We start from the raw sequence: 20,294 nt of genomic DNA on the forward strand, positions 1-20,294 counted from the left end.
GCGCGCTTAAACATTGAATCTCTTAAACATTGAATCTAAAGTGCATCACATCGCCATCTTGCACGATGTATTCTTTGCCTTCGAGGCGCATTTTGCCCGCTTCTTGTGAGCCTTTTTCACCTTTAAATTGCACATAGTCGTTATAAGCAATCACTTCGGCACGGATAAAGCCACGTTCAAAGTCGGTGTGGATGACGCCAGCGGCTTGTGGGGCGGTGGCACCTTTTTTCACGGTCCAGGCGCGCACTTCTTGTACACCGGCGGTGAAGTAGGTTTGCAGACCTAACAAATCATAAGCGGCGCGGATGACGCGGTTCAAGCCTGGCTCTTCGAGGCCCAGCTCTTGCAAGAACAACAGTTTATCTTCTTCTTCCAGCTCGGAGATTTCGCCTTCGATTTTGGCGCAAATAGTCACCACAGGCGCGCTCTCGGTTTTAGCTAATGCCAGCACTTTGTCCAGGTGCGGGTTGTTTTCAAAACCGCCTTCAATCACGTTGGTGATGTACATGACCGGTTTCACGGTAATCAGGCACAGCGGCTTGAGCAGGTTGAGTTCATCGGCATCCAAACCAATGGTGCGCACGGCTTTGGCTTCGTTGAGGGCTGGCAAGACTTTATCCAGCACTTTAATCAGGGCGATGGCTTCTTTGTCGCCACTTTTGGCTTTTTTGCCTTCGCGCTGCATGGTTTTTTCTACGGTTTCCATGTCGGCCAGCGCCAGCTCGGTGTTAATCACTTCAATGTCTGCCAGCGGGTCTACCTTGCCTGCTACGTGAATGACGTTGCCGTCTTCAAAACAGCGCACAACGTGGGCAATAGCGTCAGTCTCGCGGATGTTAGCCAGGAACTTGTTGCCCAGGCCTTCGCCTTTAGAAGCACCTGCCACCAGACCAGCAATGTCGACAAACTCAACAATCGCAGGTTGTACTTTTTGCGGCTTAACAATGTCGATCAGCGGTTGCAGGCGTGGGTCTGGTACCTCGACGATGCCGACGTTAGGCTCGATGGTACAGAAAGGATAGTTTTCTGCCGCGATGCCTGCTTTGGTGATGGCGTTAAACAAGGTGGATTTGCCTACATTAGGCAGGCCGACAATACCGCATTTCATAGTGGATGAACCTTAGCGTGAGTGTTGCCGCAGCATTAAATTTGCGGCAAAGATTGAATAAAACCAATATTTTACCGTTAGTATGAAGATAGAGCCAGAATGAATCTTGATTTGACGCAAAATGCAAACAAGATTTAAGTTTTATTATAACTAAGACAATGCATGACTGCGGGAGCATAATCATATGCGTCATGCGCCTTCCTGACAAAGGATGAGAAATGTTTCGTTTCAATATGGCATCATTACATCAGTTATTATCCTCACGATGGATTGCTACAGTAATATTGCTTGGTGCTTTTCAGACCACCTTTTTGCTATGGATGAGCGAGCGCCATCATGCGGAAGACTTGCAGGCGGTTAAATTCAAGCAGTCCGCGCAGTCTGCGTCCGAGGCCATCCAGCAACGGCTCAATGCTTATCGGCAAATCCTCAAGGGCGTGGAGCAACTCTATATTTCCTCACAGTTTGTCTCGGCCGAAGAGTTTAGGCTCTATGTTGATGACTATCTCAAAAGCACTGAGTACAACAGCCTGAACGCGCTGGGCTTTATCAAATATATCCATCTGCAACATCCGGAAACCTTTAAGGACCTGGAGATGCCGATACAGCAATTGCTCAAGCATCTGGAGTTTATCAAAGGTGACGAAGAGGTGGCACCGGTGTTGTATGTGGAGCCGCGTAACGATGCGAATCGCGAGACCTTGCTTAAAAACACTTTTTTAGACGCGCAATTGCGCGCCGATTTGCTGGAGGCGGGAGATGGTGACCGTCTGGTGCTGTCTGGCCACTATGCGGCCAACACTGTGGTGCAGCCTTATAAAAACTATATTTTTCATGCGCCGGTGTACCGTCATCATGAGGGTATGCAAACGGGCGATCGCCGTCATTGGCTGAATGGCTGGGTGTTTTTGCGTTTTGATGTGGCGGCTTTGCTAGCAGAGGCCTTGCACCCTATGGAGCAGCGGCTGGTGCATTTTGATGTGTTTGACCAAGGCCATGAAGAAGGGCAGGTGCCCTTGTATCACAGTGGCTCTGATGACGAGCATGTGCATGACCATGAGGCTGCGTTTACTGTTGCCCACACTTTGAATGTGAACGGACAGGTCTGGCGCTTGCGCGCACGCTCTACGCCAGCGTTTGAGGGCGCGACCGATTACCGCGATGCCAATGATATGGGCGTGTTAGGCGTGGTGATTAGCCTGTTATTGGCCGCGCTGGTGCAGTTTGCCGTGGTGCGCAATCGCACGCGTAACACCCTGGAAAAGTACAGCCTGGCGCTCAATAGCAGCGAGCAGCGCTGGAAGTTTGCCATGGAAAGCACGGGTGACGGCGTGTGGGATTGGAACGTGCCCGAGTCCAAAGTGGTGTTTTCTGATCACTGGAAAAAGATACTCGGTTTTGCTGCCGACGAGCTTGACCATAAACCGGCGACCTGGAACCAGCGCATACACCCGGACGATGCACCGGTGGCGATGGATTTGCACCAGCAGGTGCTGGATGGTGAGCGCGAGCAATATGCGATTGAGTATCGCATGTTATGCAAAGACGGCAGCTGGAAATGGGTGTTTGACCGCGGCATGGTGCTGATGCACGACGAGCAGGGCAAACCGACACGCATATTGGGCACGCTGGCGGATATTTCCAAGATCAAGCAATCGGAAGAAGTGGTTTGGCAATATGCTAACGTCGATACATTGACCGGTTTGCCTAACCGTCGCCTGTTTTTTGACCGGCTGGACCAGGCGCTACATGGCATTAAAAACAATGGCCAGAAACTGGCGATTATCTTTTTAGACCTGGACCGCTTTAAAGAGGTGAATGATAGCCAGGGGCATGATCAGGGCGATAAGTTGCTGTTGCAGGCAGGCAAGCGCTTGACCGGCTGTGTGGGTAATAAAGACCTGGTTGCCCGGCTGGGTGGTGACGAGTTTGTGCTGATGCTGAGTGACGCTCACGCCAGCCATGTCGAGGCGCTGGCACAACGTGTGCTGGAGGCTTTGTCGCAGCCTTTTCAACTGGATGATACGCATGCTTATGTGTCTGCCAGCTTGGGGATTGCCATCTTTCCGGACGATGCAGGTAACAAGGAAGATCTGATGAAACGTGTGGATCAGGCCATGTATGCGTCCAAGCAAAGAGGCGGCAACTGCTTCACTTATTTCACGCCGCGCATGCAGCAAAGCGCCGAGCATCGTATGCGTTTGTCGCATGATTTACGGCAGGCCATCAGCGAGGAGGAGTTTTTCCTTGAGTATCAGCCGGTGGTGAATTTGCAGACCAATATGGTGGTGAAAGCCGAAGCGTTGTTGCGCTGGCAGCATCCAGTCAAGGGCTTGATCCCGCCTATGGAGTTTATTGGGATTGCTGAAGATAATCTGCTGATCGTACCGATTGGCGAGTGGGTATTTAAAACCGCGATTGCGCAGTGTCGTCAGTGGCGCCAGTCGCTACACCCGATGTTTCAGTTAGCGGTGAATAAATCACCGGTACAGTTTGCCGCTGAGCATAGAAAAAATGAAGACTGGCTGTTTGAGATGGCAAAAAATCATCTTGAGGGCAATATGGTGGTGGTTGAAATCACCGAGCGCCTGTTGCTAGATGCCAGTTCACATGTCAGTGAGCGTTTGGCGCAATACCAGCAGGCGGGCGTGCAAGTGGCGCTGGATGACTTCGGCACCGGCTATTCTGCTTTGTCTTACCTGAAGAAATTCCCCATCGACTATGTGAAGATTGACCGTTCGTTTGTGCGCGAGCTGGGTACATCTGGCGAAGATGAGGCTTTATGCCGCGCGATTATTGTCATGGCGCACAGCTTGGGCATGCAGGTGATTGCAGAGGGTATTGAGAACCAGCGCCAGTTGCGTATGTTGCAGGAGATGGGGTGTGATTTCGGCCAGGGCTATTATTTCTCACCGCCGCTACGCCCCGAGGCTTTTGTGAGCTGGCACCATGAGTGGCACCAGCATCCGGCAATTATTTCACGCTAGGGCTTATTTGCTGTGCAGTTGCAGCATGGCCTTTTCAAATTGGCCTTGTGCCAATAAGTCAGTGACAGTGGTGGCTTTGATGATGCTGTCATCAATCGCCTGCTGTTCATCTTTGCCTGCAGCCTTCAAGACAAAATTCACCACCTCGGCCTTGTTGCCCGGGTGGCCGATGCCGATGCGCAAGCGCCAGTAATCGGGTGTGCCCAGGGCGGCATGAATATCGCGCAGGCCATTATGGCCGCCATGGCCGCCGCCGAACTTGAGTTTGGCCTGGCCGGGGGGCAGGTCCAGTTCATCATGCACCACCAGCACTTCTGCTGGCTGGATTTTGTAATAGTTGGCAATGGCTGCAACTGACTTGCCGCTGGCATTCATGAAGGTGCTGGGTTTGAGCAGCCATTTGTCGCTGTGAGGTTGCCATTTGCCTGCGATGCCAAACAGCTTGGCTTCGGCGGCCAGGCGGCTGCCGGATTGCTCTGCCAGTAAATCTACCAGCCAGAAGCCTGCATTATGCCGGGTCATGGTGTATTTATCGCCGGGGTTGCCCAGTCCTACAATCAGTTTGATGCCAGTCATGGTGTGAGTTTCGTTCAGACAAAGAAAAAACGCGCACTAAAGAGTGCGCGTTTATTGTAGCGGATAACCGCCGGGCCTGCTTAGGCTGCTGGTGTTTCTGCAGCAGCTTCGTCGCTACCACCACGTGGTTTAGCAATGGAAACCACTGCAGCGTCATCACCGTGTGCCAGTTGTACGAACTCAATGCCTTTTGGCAGTTTGATTTCTGACAAGTGGATAGAGTGACCAGCTTCCAGTTTAGCCAGGTCCACTTCGATAAACTCTGGCAAGTCTTTTGCCAGGCAGCTTACGTCAGCTTCAGTCTGGATGTGGGAGATGTTGCCACCACCAGTTTTAACGCCAGGTGCCACATCTTCATTGATGAAGTGGAAAGGCACTTTCACGTGGATTTTTTCAGTCGCAGATACGCGCTGGAAATCGATGTGTTGAATGGTGTTGCGTACTGGGTGCAGTTGGTAGTCACGCAGCAGAACGCTTTCAGCTTTGCCATCCAGCACCAGGCTCAGGATAGACGCGTGGAAAGCTTCATGGCGGAATTCCATGAACAGTTCTTTGTGGTTCAACTCGATAGATACAGCGGCTTGATCACCACCGTAAACAACACCAGGCACGCTGCCAGCGCGACGCAGGCGGCGGCTCGCACCCGTACCTTGAACGTCACGTTTGACTGCTTTAATTTCGATACTCATGTTGAGGCTCCTAAAAACGCCACGAATGGCGGTACTGCACTAAAATCCACCTGCCGCGACCAGCAGGTGGTGTAAAACGATTCTTTTTTAATCCATGCTTCTTATGTTTAATTTATGGACGATTAATCCATAAATAGGGAAGAAACAGATTCTTCCTGGCTGATGCGCTTAATGGTCTCTGCCAGCAAAGTGGCCGCACTCAATTGGCGGATTTTGCTGCAGGCCTGTGCGCCAGCATTTAATGCAATGGTGTTGGTGACCACCAACTCATCCAGTGCAGAAGCCGTAATGCGCTCACCGGCACCACCGGACAATACCGGGTGCGTGGCATAGGCCACTACTTTAGTCGCGCCACGGTCTTTCAGGGCAGCAGCAGCTTCACACAAGGTGTTCGCTGTATCTACCATGTCATCCATGATGACGCAGGTGCGGCCTTCAACCTCACCGATAATATTCATGACCTTGGCAACGTTCGCTTTTGGGCGGCGTTTGTCGATAATAGCCAGGTCGGCATTCAATTGTTTGGCCGCTGCACGTGCTCGCACCACGCCACCAACGTCTGGTGAAACTACCACCAGATTTTCGTGACCTTGTTTGGCCAGGTCGTCGAGCAAAATCGGCGTCGCATAAATATTGTCGACCGGGATATCAAAAAAGCCCTGGATCTGGTCTGAGTGCAAGTCCATGGTCAGCAAACGGTTAACACCGACACTGGTCAGCATATTGGCCACCACTTTTGCTGTAATCGCGACACGGGCAGAACGTGGACGTCTGTCTTGGCGCGAATAACCCAGGTAAGGGATGGCAGCGGTAATGCGGCCAGCAGAAGAGCGACGCAGCGCATCGACCATGACCATTACTTCCATCAGGCTGTCATTGGTCGGGTAGCTGGTAGACTGCAATACAAACACGTCACGGCCGCGGACATTCTCCAGCAGCTCCAACATGATTTCACCATCTGAAAATCGGCCAACATCGGCACGCCCTAATTCAATACCCAAATGCTTGGCCACTTCTTGTGCCAGTACCGGATTGGCATTGCCGGTAAATACCATCATGTTGGCGTTACTCAACGTTGTACCCTTTTTTAGCGATGACGATGTCTTGAAACCTGGTTCCAGTCACATGGCCGGAACCTATAAAAAATTTAAGCGTGTAAATCGTTAAATCTACACGCTTATGTTTGGCTGAGGAGGAAGGATTCGAACCTTCGCATGCCGGAATCAAAATCCGGTGCCTTAACCAGCTTGGCGACTCCCCAATAACTTGTCTTAATCACACGCTTTTTGTGTTTTGGTCATCATCGCTGACCAAGCCAAAAAGCGGATGGTATTCTAACCCTTTTGACCAAAAACCGAAAGTGTTTTTTGGTCTATTTTCAATCAATTCGCGCGCTTTTGTTTCACTTTCCACCGCCACGAATACTGAAGCCCCTGAGCCACTCATACGGGCGTCGCCGTATTGTTTTAACCAGAGTAACGTATTTGCAACGTCGGGATATAACGCACAAACAACCGCTTCCATATCGTTTCTGACTTGCTGCCAGAACGCGCTGGAATTAGCGCCGTTTGAAAAGTCCGCCATTCTCAATGGTTTCGAGTCTCTTGTCAATGCTTGATGTGCAAATATTTTTGCGGTGGGCACCTCTACCTGCGGTGTGATCACCACATAGTATTTTTCCAGCATGGCTGGCGGCAGGGCAACGGCGGCTAATTGTTCGCCTACGCCTTCTGCCCAGGCAGTTTGGCCAAAGATAAACACCGGTACATCTGCGCCCAGCGTGAGCCCGATTTGCATCAGCTGTTGCCTGGAATAGCCTAATTGCCATTGTTGATTCAACGCTATCAACACGGTGGCCGCATCCGAACTGCCGCCGCCCAAGCCGCCACCCATGGGGGTGCGCTTGATGCATTCGATGTCTGCGCCTAATGTGCACTGGCTGGCCTGTTGCAAGGCGCGCGCGGCGCGTATGCTTAAATCCTTTTCTGCGGGCACGCCCGGTAAGGGATTCAGGTGTACGATTTCCCCATCCTGGCGTACGCGTATGCGCAGCTCGTCACCGTGGTCCAGCAGCAAGAAAATACTTTGCAGGTCATGGTAACCGTCACCACGACGGCCGGTAATATGCAGAAACAGGTTGATTTTACAGGGGGCGGGGTAGGTCAGCAGTTCCATGACCGCTATTGTAAAGCATGCTTGCGTACTCCTTGCATGCTTATTCCAGGATCATGCGGCCTTGGCCATCCTGCACTGGGCGCTGATTGGGCTCGCCGATGGCTTGCTGCAAGCTGCCCAGCTGGAATTTGGATATTTTCAGCGATTCTTTCATGATCACCCATTGCACACCTTCGGTACATGGCGGCGCTGTCAGCGAGCCGCTGTAGCGATAATAGGCAGGTTTGGTCGGCATCAGGTCCGCAGGGGTGACACGTATTGCCAGCGGTTTGCTTTGCTCTTTTTCTTTAGGCAGGCTGCCTAACAGTTTTTCCAGCCCGGCATGTGCGCTACCCTCTTCCAGCATCACAGCAATAATGACGCGGTGTCCGGTTTTGTCTTCATGCACCATCTGCAATTCTGCGGCATACGATTTTTGCTTGATCTGATGCTCACTAGGCACATGCACGATGATATATTTCAACTGGTAAGGTTTCTGATCCAGCACCATCATATTACCCGTGCCCGCATCCAGAATCAGGCTGTGATCCTTGAGCACAATGTTTTTGAGCGGAAACTTTTGCAAGCGCTTAATCGGTTTTAGGGCGGCTGTGATCGTGTTGTCGATATTAATCGGTGATTGCTGGCTACCTGCGTTGCACACCGCAAAGTCCGGATTGAGGCTGCCCCATTTGTCTGGTCCGCGCGGGCCGCTATACGCCCAGGATTTATCATTGGTCTTGTCGGTTTTGGCTGTTTTTTCCTTATCTTTAAGGGTGTCCGCGCCTTTGTCGGTTTTGCTGGCAGCTGCTTGCTTGGCTGCAGCTGCTTTTTCTTCGGCAGGTTTAGCCGCAGGCTTGGCATCTGCCGGTTTTGCTTCAGCGGCTTTCTCTTCAGCTTTGGGCACTACAGGCGTTGCTGCGGGCTCGGCAACGCTGTCAGGCGCGGCCGGTTTGTCTTTGTTGCTGGCAACAGCAGGCACCACCGGGTTGGCGGCACGTCTGGCAGCGGCTTCCACGCGCTGTTTTTCCTTGGCTTGCCATTTGCACACATATTGTTGCGCGACTTCTACTTCGGATTCTGGCAGCGGCTCAATAAAATCTGCCTGCTTGGCTGTTGTGCCTGCTGAGTACACCAATTCTTCGTCATCGTATTGAAACACCTGGATGGTCGCGGCTTTGCGTTTGTCGCAATCAAAATACCACAGGGCTTTGGCATGGTTGTAGACGCGGTCTACCGATTCCACATTCTTCTGCGGATTGCGGTAATCGACTTTTACCCAGGCCTTGATATAAGGTTTTTCTTCGAGCAGGGATTGTTTATCTATCATGAGCTGGTTGTCATCGGTTTTCTTGATCGATAACCACTGTGATGCATGGCTGTGGCCAGGCATCATGCCCAGCACTAGCCACAAGCTAAATGCCAGCCAAAGTCGGTAATAAGTGGGGGTGAGAAGATAACAGCTCATAGTGCCATTATCGACGCCTTGCGCTGAATCTTTAATCAGCGCAGGCGGGGTGCAGAGAGTGTTGGCGACTACTTACCAGTGCTGGATCACTAGCTTCAGGCGGACATCCTGCTGTTGCAGGCGCGTGGTGTAAGGCAGTTGTTCCAGTGCGCCATTGAGGGCGGTTTGCTGGTAATCATCGTAGGTAATTTGCCATTGATCCTGCGTCAGGCTCGCCAGTGCGCCATTGTCCAGATAGGCGGCCTGGAATGGGCTGTCGCGTTGTGGAATGCCTAATATCCATTGGCTGAGTCCGGCCAGTGGCAGGCGCCAGCCAAGCAGTTGCTCGGTCAGGCTGGCGACATCGGTGGCCGTGTGTTGTTTGCCACTTTGATCGGTCAGTGTCACAGATTGCTGGGTGCGCTGGATCAAGGCGACTTGTTGGCCTAGCGGACTGAAAATGCGCATGGTGTCTGCTTGCGCATCATGCTGCCATTCCAGGCGCGCGGTATAGCCTTTGCCCGCATATTGCACGGCCAGTTTGGCCTCGAGCGCAAATGGCTGGTTGGCCTGTAGTCGCTGGATGCGTTGCTGGGACGCATGGCTGGCGGTGGTTTGGGTGGGCGGCGCTGGCAGGGTAGAGCAGCCCGCCATTACCATGCCCAGCAGGCCAGTCATGAGTTGGCGGCCCGAGGGTGGTTTCCAGCGCGCAAGCGTGGTCAGTGTCACCAGCATTACAGGGCGGATTTCAGTTTTTGCGCAGTGGCGACCAGCACTTCGTTATCAGGGTTGGCTGAGAGCGCTTGATCCAGAATTTTCTGCGCTTCGTCACGTTGGCCTTGCTTCCACAAGACTTCTGCCAGGTGGGCAGCAATTTCTGGGTCTTGCTGAATGGTGTACGCGCGACGCAGCTCCTCGGTGGCATGGCCCAGATCACCCAGGCGGTAATACACCCAGCCCAGGCTATCCATGACGTAGTGGTCTTCTGGCGACAACTTGGTCGCGGTTTCAATCAGGCTCTTGGCCTCCATCAGCTTGATATTGCGGTCAGCATAAGAGTAGCCCAGCGCATTGTAAGCGGCTGCCATGTCGGGTTTCATTTTAATGACTTTATATAAAGTCTCTTCCATGATGTCGAATTTGCCTTTGCGTTCTGCATTCAAGGCATAGTCGTACAATAACTCTGGGCTCTCGGGGAAGCTTTGCACGGCTTTTTCCAGCAGGGTGTAGGCTTCATCGTTACGTTTGGCCTGGTTCAGCATCAAGGCTTCATTCTGCACCACCAATGCCTGTTGTTCCGGCGTTAAACCGTCGACATTGTCCAGCATGGTAATGGCTGCATCGATGCCATCGCGACGCGCGATGATGGCAGCAGATGCCAGGCGGCCTGCCAGAAACTGCTCGCCTTCACCGATTTTGTCAAACCAGTGTAAGGCGCGTGCGTCATCTTTTTGCTCGGCGGCTGAGCGGCCGAGGTTGAAATACAGTTTATTCGGCTCTTTAAAGCCGACTTCCAGCCCGTGCTCCAGGTAGCGGTCAGCAAAACTGTACTCTTTTGCATCCAGCGCCAGCAAGCCGACGATGACATTCATTTCCGGGTTGTTTTTATGACGCTCCAGCAATTTGGTGAACTCTGCCTTGGCGTCGGTGGTGTTTTTTTGTACCAGTAAGGCGCGCGCCAGCGCCAGGCGGATCTGATCAGCTTCCGGGTAGGTGTTTAAAAACTCGCGATAAAAGGCAATGCCTTTTTGCGGGTCTTGCTCACTCAGCATCTGGCCGCGGATTTGCGCAGGCGGCTCCCAGCCCGGGCGCAGTTTGGAGGCTTCCTTCAATTCAGCAACCATCAGGCTTTCGTTGTGGGCAAAGTAGGCGGCCTGTGACACGGCAAAATGCGCTTCCGGCAGCTTGGGGTAAGGCTTGGCCAGTTGCTGAATCGCATCCAGCACGCTGGTTTTATCCGTGACGCGCATCATCAGGCTGTTCAGTTCCATAAAGGCATTCGGCCGGATATTGTCGTTGGCGAGGACTTTCTGGATCTGTGGAATGGCTTTTTTCAGGTTGCCGTTGGCAATCAATAACTGGCTGGCCGTTTGTGCGGCAGGAATCGAGTCCGGCGCCAGTTCTGACCATAATTCGGCTGAAGGCAACGCCAGTTGTGGTGTGCGTGCAATGGTGGCGGCCTGGGTGGCGCGTTCAGCCAGCAAAGGGTCGCGTGTCTGCTTGGCTAAATCCAGGAACAACTGGCCTGCCAGCACAAATTCGCCACGCTGGGCGGCCACTTCTCCCAGCAGGTATTTATACACAAATTCTGCCGTGGGCGTGGTGATGGTAGGGGAGCCGCTGGCTGACCAGGCCGGGGTTGTCAGTAATGCCAGGCAAAGCGCGAGGGTTGTGCGGCGCTTTGCAGTAGGTTTAAGCGTGAAACGGCTGGTTTGGGGCATGCTGAATTCCTGTTTGGTTGGTCTGTTGATGAACAGTGTCATGACGGTGATTGATGGCTGATTTGTCGTGCTTAATTTTTGTTTAGTCCGTGACAGTTGCTGCAAGTTCATCCATAATGTGCGATTTGTAACTGAATTGTAATTGACGGTTTTGCTCAGGCTAAAACCGCATGCTACAACAGTAGTATTGGCACTATAACTTTTTGATGAAATCTTTGTCTAGGGATTTGCTGGTTGGCGTTTGGATTGCCAGCCGTGAACAATCATCCTTAGTCGGTAGGTGTGTGAAAGAATCATGGCAAATTTGACAGTTGAAGCAATCGAATTGACCCGTTTGTATGGTGGCCGTGCGGCGGTCAGTGATGTAACGTTTAGTTTGCAACAGGGGCAAGTGCTCGGCTTTTTGGGGCCTAACGGTGCTGGTAAGTCGACCACCATGAAAATGCTGACCGGTAATCTGGCGCCCAGTGCCGGTAGCGTCAAAATCTGTGGCATCGACATGATAGAGAACCCCAAGGAAGCCAAAGCATTGATTGGCTACTTGCCGGAGATGCGTCCCTTATATAAAGAATTCACGGTCGATGAATACCTGACCATCGCAGCCCGTTTGCACAATGTCTCGGGCAAGCATATTAAAAAAGCGGTGGAGCATGCCAAAGAGCGTTGCGGTTTGACGCACATGAGCAAGCGCCTGATTGAAAACCTGTCTAACGGCTACCAGCAGCGTGTGGGCATTGCCCAGGCCATTATTCATAACCCGATGGTGGTGATCCTCGATGAGCCGACGGTGGGCCTAGACCCGATCCAGATTCGTGATATCCGTGCCCTGATTAAAGAGATTGGCCAGGCACATAGTGTGATTGTGTCTACCCACATTCTGCCGGAAGTAGAAATGGTGTGTGACCATGTGCAGATTATCGATAAAGGCAAACTGGTGTTTAACGGTGGCATTGATGTGCTTAAACAGCAGCGCATCGGCAACAAGCTGCTGGTTGGTTTGCGCAACGCGCCAGCAGCGTCACAACTGGCGGCGATTGCCGGGGTGGCTGAAGTGGAACCCGCGGATGGCATGTGGCGCATCCGCTTCCAGGACGGCACGCAACCGCATGAAGCCATCGTGCAGGCCGCCGTGCAGCAAGGTTGGGGCTTGTATCATATCGCCCCGGACCAGACCAGCCTGGAAGATGTGTTTGTGCAGCTGACTTACCACGAGACCACGAATGCGGATGAGGCCAAAGCGGCTTAAGTCCCCAGTTCAAGTGTAGACGGAAAAATTTAAGTATGTTGAATATTGCAAGAAAAGAACTCAAGAGTATGTTTGCCTCACCAATGGGGTGGATTATTCTGGCACTGCTAACCTTCTCGTTTGGCACCTATTACCTCAACGGGGTGAACAATTACTTTGAAGTGATGTCCGGCTCTATCCGCCCGGCCGAACGCATAGGTGTGACGCAGTTTGTCGGCCAGACTGTATATGGTTTGGCGTCATTTATCATGCTGTTTGCGGTGCCTTTGCTTTCCATGCGCCTGATCTCTGAAGAGCGCCGCAGCCAGACCATGCCATTTTTGTTCAGTGCGCCGCTGTCTATCAGTGAAATCGTGGTCGGCAAGTTTCTGGGCCTGGTGGTGTTTTTGAGCATTCTGGTGGTGTATATCGCTGCCATGCTGTCTACACTCAATATCTGGGCCGACATTGATTTTGGCTATATTTTTGCCAACTCGCTGGGTTTGCTGTTGCTGGTGTCCAGTTTCGCGGCGCTGGGCCTGTATTTTTCCAGCCTGACTGCGCAGCCGATTATTGCCGGTATCCTGAGCTTTATTGCCTTATTTGTACTCATGATTCTGGACCGCTTTTTTGCCGGTGACCCGACCAGCACCATGCTCAAGTTTTCACTCATGCGTCATTTTCAGTCGTTTGCCGGTGGCTTGATGGATACGGCAGACCTGGCTTACTTCGGTCTGTTTATCCTCACTTTTATCACCCTGACGATTCGTCGTCTGGATGCGGATCGTTTACGCGGTTAGTCGCGACATTGTTTTTGAGCTGAATGCATTATGAAAATTAACCGTAAATTTAGATGGCAGTTATTGGCGCAAAACTGGATGTTTGTGCTGGTGTTTTTGGCGCTGGTCGTCATGCTGGGTTACTTGTCTGCCCAATATCGCTGGGCCAAGGACATTACCCAGGCCAACCGTAACATCCTGACCCAGGGCAGCGTCAATGTGCTCAAGCAAATGGATGGTGACGTCAATATCACCGTGTTTGCGACCAACGATGACGCCAATAATGGCGATACCTTCCGTAAAGGCATGCTGGACTTTGTCGCCCGCTACCAGCGCGAAAAGAAAAATGTCTTTATCAAGTTCATCAACCCGTCTGAAGAGCCAAAGCTGGCGCAAGAGGCTGGGGTGAAGGTCGATGGTGAGACGATTGTCGAATACAACAAGCGTTCAGAGCACATTACACCACCATTTGCCGAGCAGGAAATGACCAACTTGCTGGTGCGTTTATCTCGCACCAATAACCAGCCGGTGATGTATCTGGATGGTCATGGCGAGCGTTTGTTGCAAGGCCTGAAGAACCATGACCTCGGTGAGTTTGGCAAGCAACTGGAAAGCAAGGGCTTTAAGTTTGCCAACCCTGACCTGACCATTGCACAGCAGGTACCTGCCAATGGCGCGATGCTGGTGATTGCGGCACCGCAAGTCGATATCAGCGCGGTTGAAGCGAAGAAAATCAAGGCTTATATTGAAGCGGGCGGCAACGTATTGTGGCTGCTGGATGACGATAACCTGCATGGTTTGCAGGAAGTGGCTGAGTACCTGGGCATTAAAGTGTCGCCTGGTATTGTGGTGGACCGTGCAGCCGAGCAATATGGCGCAGACCCGAAAATGGCCTTTGCTAGCCTGTATGGTGACCATGCGATTACACGCAATTTTATGTTGCGCACGGTGTTCCCAGAGGCGCATCAGGTCGATGGCCAGGCCTCGGATGACCTGGGCTGGAAAGTGGGTCGCCTGATTGATGTGGCACCCAATGGCTGGCTGGAGTCTGACAAGATCCCGGCAGGCGCACAAAACCTCAAAGTCAGTTTTGACCAGGGCAAGGACAAAGCGGGCCCGATTAACGTCGGCGTGGCTTTGGAACGTGAATACGGTAAAAAAGGCCAGCGCGTGGTGGTGATCGGGAATGCCAACTTCCTGGCGAATACCTTTATTACTAACGGCGGTAACCTGGACCTGGGCATTAATATCATCAACTGGCTGGCTGGCGATGACCGCCTGATTACCATACAGCCGATGCCATTGAAGGACATCAACGTCACGATTCCAGCCACTGATCAGGGTCGCCTGGTGGCCTGGATTGTATTCCATGCGTTCCAGTACCTGATTCCAGTTGGTTTGTTTGTAGCAGGCCTGTTCCTGTGGTGGAAACGCCGTAAGGCTTAATGTCTAACGGTCTGGTTGTTGGAGTGGTGTCATGAAAAAAAGATGGTTATTGAACCTGTTGTTGTTGGCGGTCGTCGTAGGCATCGCCGTGTTCCTGCATTTGCAGCCCAAGGAGCAGGCGCAGTCCGCCAAGTTTGAAGTTTCCAGCCTCAAAATGGCTGATTTTAATCAAGTCAAAGCCGAGTTTCCGGCCAAAGCCCCCACCATTTTTGAAAAACAAGACGGTTACTGGATGATGCGCAAGCCCTACGCGGCGCGCGCCGATCAGGCCTCAGTACAGCGCGTCATGTCTATCATCGCTGCGACCACCGCGACCAGGCTGCCCTTGCAGGATGCGGCCAAATACGGGCTGGACCAGCCGGTATTGAAGCTCACGCTGTCTGGTGCCAAAGGCGACCAGGTATTTACGTTTGGCACGTTTAACCCGGTTTCAGAAGAGCAGTATGTCACTTATGCAGGCCAGGTGTATTTGTTGCCCGGGCAATATAGTGAAGCGGCTTCTACACAGCCGATAGAAATGGTGGATAAAACACCGTTGTCGCCGGTTGAGCGCAAACAGCTTGCCGGTTTCGACCTCGCGCATCTGGAACAATGGGAAGAAAATGCACTCAAGGTTGAGCTGTCTACCGAAGGTAAATGGTCAGCCAATGACCCTAAAGCCAAGCCGACCCAGAATGAGTTGAATGAGTGGACGGACTTTAGCTGGGTGCAGGCGCAAGCGACGTCGGTTGAGTTTTACACGCCGGACCGCAAACAAACCTATCCTTCTTTTGAAGTGTTGTTGCGCAATGGCAAGAAAGTCCATTTCGACAAACTGCAGGAGTCACCAGAATACCTGCTGGCGCGTCCGGATGAAGGCATTATTTATCACTTCACCAATGACACTGGTTTTACCATGGTCAACCCGCCGGTGAATATCCAGGCGCCCAAGAGCCAATAACAGCATGCCTGAATTACCCGAGGTTGAGGTCACGCGACGCGGTTTGCTGCCGGTTGAAGGGGCGCAGATTGCGCAAGTGACCATCCGCCATCATGGGTTGCGCTGGCCGATTCCGGCTGATTTAGCGCAACATCTACAAGGCCGTCGCGTGCTTAAACTCACGCGCCGCGCCAAATATATCCTGGCCGAGATTGGCACCATTGACACCGAGGGTGTGCTGTTATTGCACTTAGGCATGTCAGGTCGCTTATGCTTGCTGGAGCGTGATTTCCCCGCTGAGAAGCATGACCACTTTGATATCCGCTTTGAAGATGGCCGTGTGATAAGGCTGCGCGATCCGCGCCGGTTTGGAGCCGTGTTGTGGCTGGACAAGCAGCCATTGCAGCATGCACTGCTCAGCAGTTTGGGGCCTGAGCCCTTAGAGGCAGATTTTAATGCTGATTATTTATACCAGCATATCCGCACACGTAGCGCGCCGATTAAAACCACTATTATGGATGCGCATCTGGTGGTGGGCGTGGGGAATATTTATGCCAGTGAGTCTTTGTTCCGTGCCCGCATACACCCGGAAACGCCCGCCAAGGCCTTAACGCTGGCGCAATGTGCATTGCTGGTAGCAGAGATTAAATTGACTTTGCAGGCGGCGCTGGACGCTGGCGGCAGCAGTTTGCGTGACTTCTTTGGTGCGGATGGAAATCCTGGGTATTTTCAGCAAACCTATTTCGTCTATGGCCGTACAGGTGAGCCTTGTCGCGCGTGTAGCAGGCCGATCCTGAATATCCGCCTGGGCCAGCGATCAACCTTCTATTGCGAGCACTGCCAGCCGCGCGCGACTGCACGCATACGCAAAAAATAACCGTTCCCGCACAACCCTCGTTATACCGTTTCGTCGTCGATGTCTGGCTGGATGCAGTTGCGCCCGGCACGCTTGGCGGCATACAGGTGATGATCTGCGCGCTCAACGACCTGGCCCAGTTTTTCGTCCGCCTGCATTTCAGCAATCCCGGCGCTGACGGTGATTTGCACCACTTTATTGCTAAAGTGGAACTGCAAGCCAGCGACTGCCGAGCGTATGAGTTCGGTAATGTCCCTGGCGTGCTGCAAGTTGCAGCCAGAAAGTAGAATTAAAAACTCTTCCCCGCCCCAGCGGCAAACCACATCTTCTTCACGTACGTGTGACTTGATCAGTTGCGCCACGCGCGCGAGCACACGGTCACCGGCTTCATGGCCATACGTATCGTTGACCAGTTTAAACAGGTCGATATCCAGCAGCACCAGTGATAATGACTCGTCGCGGCGTTTGCCGCGCGCAACCGCTTGCTTGAAGTAGAACTCGAATACTTGGCGGCTGGCGACACCGGTCAGCTTGTCCTGCGTGGCCATCATCTCCAGTTTGTCGTGGTAGCCGCGCACGGCAAAGTGCGCCAGGGCCAGCACGATCATGCTGATCACCACGGCCACCGCTAGGTTGATCAGGAAGGCCGTTTCGATGCGCTCTGAGCTCGGGTCGTTGACCTGCTCGACGATCAAGTACCAGTCAAATTCTGGCACCAGGCGGCTATTGAGGTAGAGCATGTTGCCGCTGCGGGTTTTAAACGACAGTGAGGTGCTTGGCGATGTCAGCACTTGCAGGAAGGCTTTATCCAGCCCGGATTTGTTCTGCAAATGCAGCTCAGAACGGTAATGGCTGCTTTGCAGCATGACTTCGCCCTGGCGGTTCACAAAATAGATTTCGCGACCATAGCGTTTCTGGTAGTTTTCAATCAGCTCCACCACGGTTTGCAGTGACAGGCCGACGCCAATCACGCCAATAAACTTGCCGGATTTGTCTTCAATGCGGTAGTTGACAAAAATGCTCAGGCGCCGTTTGTCGGCCGTATCGCGGTCAATGTTGATGACATAGGGGTTGGGTGAGTTTTTGGCTTCAAAATACCAGTGATCTTCTGGATTGTTTGCTGATACGCGCTTTAAGACGCCAGACGGATGGTAGTAATTGCCCGAACTCTCGGACACGAAAAAGGCGGTGATGGTGTTATATTTTTTCTGGATTTGTGCCAGGTAACTGGTCATTTTATTGGCGTCTTGTTCGCCATTATTAATCCAGTCAAATACAAACACGTCATTGGCCATCAATGACGAAATTAATAGCGGTTGCAGCAGGTCGCGCTGGATTTCAGAGTAGATATTGTCGCTGGTGAGTGGCAGCATTTCCTGTTGCAGGCGGTCAGTCAGCGAGTCTTTGGCCACAAAGTAACCTATCAGGCTGGTCGCCACAAAGCCAATGAGTACGATGGCACTGAGGAGTAGGGTGTAGTAACGCTTGTTAACGACCATAAATATACAATTACCTAGAGGCAGATCATGCTCAAAAAAGCATTATCACCAATATAAAGCGACTTTGTTTATTTGAATAGTCGCTGTTTTAAAGAGGTATTCCCGCATTAACCAGGTTTAATGCGGGTGACTGCTTGCTGCGTGTTCGTGTAAATAACCGGCAGGGCTGTGTGGTGTGCCGCCAATTTTTTGCGGAAGCAATGAGCCTATCACCATGGCTACCGCACTGATCAGCAGGCCGACCAGTTGTGCAGGAACCAGGCTATTTTCGCCGACCAGTATTTCGATCAGTACCCAGCTGCCGATGCCAAAAATAATCGCCGCCAGCGCGCCTTGGCTGGTTGCACGCTTCCAGAAGGCACCAAAGAACAATGGCACAAACGCGCCTGCCAGCGTCACTTTATAGGCGCTTTCTACCATGCCGAAAATCGATAGTTCGGAGTTGAGTGCATAAAACAGCACCATGGCGGCAAAGCCAACCAGGCACAGTCGCATTACGCGTAAAAACGCGTGGTCGTTCATGTGCGGCATAAAGCCTTTGACCACGTTTTCAGCAAAGGTGACCGAGGGGGCTAACAGGGTGGCTGACGAACAGCTCATAATGGCTGACAGCACAGCACCAAAGAAGATGGCTTGCGCGATCAAGGGCGTGTGTGTCAGTACCAATGTTGGTAATACCCGCTGTGAGTCTGTTTCCACCAGGGTGCCAAAGACGGCCGGGTCTATCAGCGTCGCGGCGTAGGCGATAAACATGGGCACAAAGGTAAAGCAGAAGTAGATGCTGGCGCCAAGGATAGACCCCCATAGGGCAATGTTGGCTGTTTTGGCTGAGGTGATACGCTGGAACACATCCTGCTGTGGGATGGAGCCCAGCATCATGGTCAGCCAGCCGCCGAGGAAGGTCAGCCATACGCTCCAGCTCGTCGATTGCGGGAAGAAATGCAGTTTGCCTGCGTTACGTGCGTGTTCTATCACCGGCGCCACGCCGCCGGTTTGGCCGGATACGATGTTGGCGATATACAGCAGGCCGCCGATGACAACGATCATTTGTACAAAGTCGAGAATGGCCACGGAAAGCATGCCACCCAGCGTGGTGTAGGTGAGCACGATGGCGGTGCCGACGATCATGCCGGTTTGCTCCGAAATGGCGCCGTGGCTGATGAGGTTAAAAATCAGGCCCAGTGCCTTGATTTGCGCGGCGACCCAGCCCATGTAGGAGATGACGATAGCAATGGTGGTGAGCACTTCGACCGAACGGTTATAGCGCATGCGGTAAAAGTCGCCCAGCGTCAGGATGTTGAGTTTATACAGGCGGCTGGAGAAGAAAATGCCGGCGATAATCAGGCACATGCTGGAGCCAAACGGATCGGCGGCGACGCCGGTCAGGCCTTCACGCACAAAGGTGGCGGAGACGCCAAACACGGCTTCAGCACCGAACCAGGTAGCAAACACCGTGGCCATGACCACAGGCAGCGGCAGGTGGCGGCCTGCCACGGCATAATCTTTGGTGCTGTGCACGTTTCTGGCCGCAATCAGGCCAATGCCGATTGAAACCAGTAAATACGCCACCACAAACCAGATCAGCACAGCTTGTTTCCCTTGAATGGATTACAAAAGGGCGATTTTAAAACAAAACCATGCCTAAACAGGGGTTTGTACGGTGCGCAAAAGCTAAAAAGACCTGAAAATCAGGTCTTTTTACAATTCTGCACAATTACTCGACCCGCTTCCAGGTTTGTGAGCGCCCCAGCAGCGAGAAGCCGATAAATCCACGCACTTCAAGCGCATTGCCATTCTGGCTCAGCGTCATTTTGCATTTATAGGTTTTGCCATTTTCCGGGTCAAGAATTTCGCCGCTATCGTAGATATTGCTGTTAGCGCTTTGCTTTAAATGTTTGGCGATGGTCATGCCGATAATTTTCTGGCCTTTGCGCTCGTCTGTGCACTTGTCGCAGACCGCATCGCCGGTGTCTGTCGCCAGCAAGCCTTTTTCGACAATAGCGCTATATTCGCCTGCGTTTTCAACAATGCGCACCAGCGATCTCGGTTTGCCGGTTTTGTCGTCTGTGGTTTGCCACAGGCCGCCGAGGTCTGCCGCCTGTAGTGTATAGGGCAGCATGCATAACGCAGTGACTAGCAGTGACTTGATAAATGGCATGGTCAATCTC

The 20,294-nt window shown here is 52.5% G+C and carries 17 protein-coding genes and 1 tRNA gene; 6 read left to right on the forward strand and 12 right to left on the reverse strand.

Annotation, left to right across the window (positions count from 1 at the left end):
* Positions 1 to 22: 22 nt before the first annotated feature.
* Complete coding sequence (gene ychF, locus INP78_RS02680) at positions 23 to 1,108, reverse strand: redox-regulated ATPase YchF (RefSeq protein ID WP_194740643.1); 1,086 nt, start codon at positions 1,106 to 1,108, stop codon at positions 23 to 25.
* Positions 1,109 to 1,326: 218 nt separating this feature from the next.
* On the opposite strand from ychF, the gene INP78_RS02685 reads away from it, so the two are divergent.
* Positions 1,327 to 4,095, forward strand: coding sequence for an EAL domain-containing protein (locus tag INP78_RS02685; RefSeq protein ID WP_194740644.1), 2,769 nt, complete (start codon positions 1,327 to 1,329; stop codon positions 4,093 to 4,095).
* Between the two features lie 3 nt (positions 4,096 to 4,098).
* On the opposite strand, the gene pth is transcribed toward INP78_RS02685, so the two are convergent.
* From pth to INP78_RS02725, 8 genes are all read right to left on the reverse strand, one after another.
* Entirely contained in the window at positions 4,099 to 4,671 is a 573-nt protein-coding gene (pth, locus tag INP78_RS02690; protein WP_194740645.1) for an aminoacyl-tRNA hydrolase, read from the reverse strand.
* Between the two features lie 80 nt (positions 4,672 to 4,751).
* Positions 4,752 to 5,360 (reverse strand): 50S ribosomal protein L25/general stress protein Ctc, encoded by a 609-nt coding sequence (locus tag INP78_RS02695; protein WP_194740646.1) that lies wholly within the window; start codon positions 5,358 to 5,360, stop codon positions 4,752 to 4,754.
* Between the two features lie 122 nt (positions 5,361 to 5,482).
* Positions 5,483 to 6,418, reverse strand: coding sequence for a ribose-phosphate pyrophosphokinase (locus tag INP78_RS02700; RefSeq protein ID WP_194741107.1), 936 nt, complete (start codon positions 6,416 to 6,418; stop codon positions 5,483 to 5,485).
* Positions 6,419 to 6,544: 126 nt separating this feature from the next.
* Positions 6,545 to 6,621: transfer RNA gene (locus INP78_RS02705), tRNA-Gln, on the reverse strand.
* 14 nt (positions 6,622 to 6,635) lie between these two features.
* Positions 6,636 to 7,535, reverse strand: coding sequence for a 4-(cytidine 5'-diphospho)-2-C-methyl-D-erythritol kinase (gene ispE / locus INP78_RS02710; protein WP_194740647.1), 900 nt, complete (start codon positions 7,533 to 7,535; stop codon positions 6,636 to 6,638).
* 40 nt (positions 7,536 to 7,575) lie between these two features.
* Positions 7,576 to 8,982: a carbonic anhydrase gene (locus INP78_RS02715; RefSeq protein WP_228522615.1), complete on the reverse strand. Its 1,407-nt coding sequence runs from the start codon at positions 8,980 to 8,982 to the stop codon at positions 7,576 to 7,578.
* Between the two features lie 72 nt (positions 8,983 to 9,054).
* Positions 9,055 to 9,696, reverse strand: coding sequence for a lipoprotein insertase outer membrane protein LolB (gene lolB / locus INP78_RS02720; RefSeq protein ID WP_194740648.1), 642 nt, complete (start codon positions 9,694 to 9,696; stop codon positions 9,055 to 9,057).
* A complete protein-coding gene (locus tag INP78_RS02725; protein ID WP_228522616.1) occupies positions 9,696 to 11,402 on the reverse strand; it encodes a tetratricopeptide repeat protein in 1,707 nt (568 codons plus the stop codon). The genes lolB and INP78_RS02725 overlap by 1 nt, the downstream gene beginning before the upstream one ends.
* A gap of 295 nt (positions 11,403 to 11,697) precedes the next feature.
* Between INP78_RS02725 and INP78_RS02730 the strand changes: the two genes are divergently transcribed.
* From INP78_RS02730 to mutM, 5 genes are read left to right on the forward strand one after another with little or no spacing between them, the layout of a single operon-like run.
* The gene (locus INP78_RS02730; RefSeq protein ID WP_194740650.1) at positions 11,698 to 12,648 is read left to right on the forward strand and encodes an ATP-binding cassette domain-containing protein; all 951 of its coding nucleotides are present in this window, start codon (positions 11,698 to 11,700) and stop codon (positions 12,646 to 12,648) included.
* A gap of 35 nt (positions 12,649 to 12,683) precedes the next feature.
* Complete coding sequence (locus tag INP78_RS02735; protein ID WP_194740651.1) at positions 12,684 to 13,427, forward strand: ABC transporter permease; 744 nt, start codon at positions 12,684 to 12,686, stop codon at positions 13,425 to 13,427.
* A gap of 30 nt (positions 13,428 to 13,457) precedes the next feature.
* Positions 13,458 to 14,852, forward strand: a complete 1,395-nt coding sequence (locus INP78_RS02740) for a GldG family protein (protein WP_194740652.1) — start codon at positions 13,458 to 13,460, stop codon at positions 14,850 to 14,852.
* A 31-nt stretch (positions 14,853 to 14,883) separates the two neighbouring features.
* Positions 14,884 to 15,792, forward strand: a complete 909-nt coding sequence (locus INP78_RS02745; protein WP_194740653.1) for a DUF4340 domain-containing protein — start codon at positions 14,884 to 14,886, stop codon at positions 15,790 to 15,792.
* 4 nt (positions 15,793 to 15,796) lie between these two features.
* The gene (gene mutM, locus INP78_RS02750; protein ID WP_194740654.1) at positions 15,797 to 16,648 is read left to right on the forward strand and encodes a bifunctional DNA-formamidopyrimidine glycosylase/DNA-(apurinic or apyrimidinic site) lyase; all 852 of its coding nucleotides are present in this window, start codon (positions 15,797 to 15,799) and stop codon (positions 16,646 to 16,648) included.
* Positions 16,649 to 16,668: 20 nt separating this feature from the next.
* Here the strand turns inward: mutM and INP78_RS02755 are convergent, their stop codons facing one another.
* The 3 genes from INP78_RS02755 to INP78_RS02765 all read right to left on the reverse strand — a co-directional run bounded on the left by INP78_RS02755 (position 16,669) and on the right by INP78_RS02765 (position 20,284).
* Positions 16,669 to 18,126 carry a sensor domain-containing diguanylate cyclase gene (locus INP78_RS02755; RefSeq protein ID WP_194740655.1) on the reverse strand — a complete coding sequence of 486 codons (1,458 nt, stop codon included), beginning with the start codon at positions 18,124 to 18,126 and terminating at the stop codon, positions 16,669 to 16,671.
* 117 nt (positions 18,127 to 18,243) lie between these two features.
* Positions 18,244 to 19,713 (reverse strand): sodium:solute symporter family protein, encoded by a 1,470-nt coding sequence (locus INP78_RS02760; RefSeq protein ID WP_194740656.1) that lies wholly within the window; start codon positions 19,711 to 19,713, stop codon positions 18,244 to 18,246.
* A gap of 127 nt (positions 19,714 to 19,840) precedes the next feature.
* On the reverse strand, positions 19,841 to 20,284 hold the full coding sequence (locus INP78_RS02765; protein ID WP_194740657.1) for a DUF2147 domain-containing protein: 444 nt from the start codon (positions 20,282 to 20,284) through the stop codon (positions 19,841 to 19,843).
* Positions 20,285 to 20,294 lie beyond the last annotated feature (10 nt).

Origin of the sequence: Methylophilus sp. 14, from assembly GCF_015354345.1 — a bacterium.
GTDB lineage: Bacteria > Pseudomonadota > Gammaproteobacteria > Burkholderiales > Methylophilaceae > Methylophilus.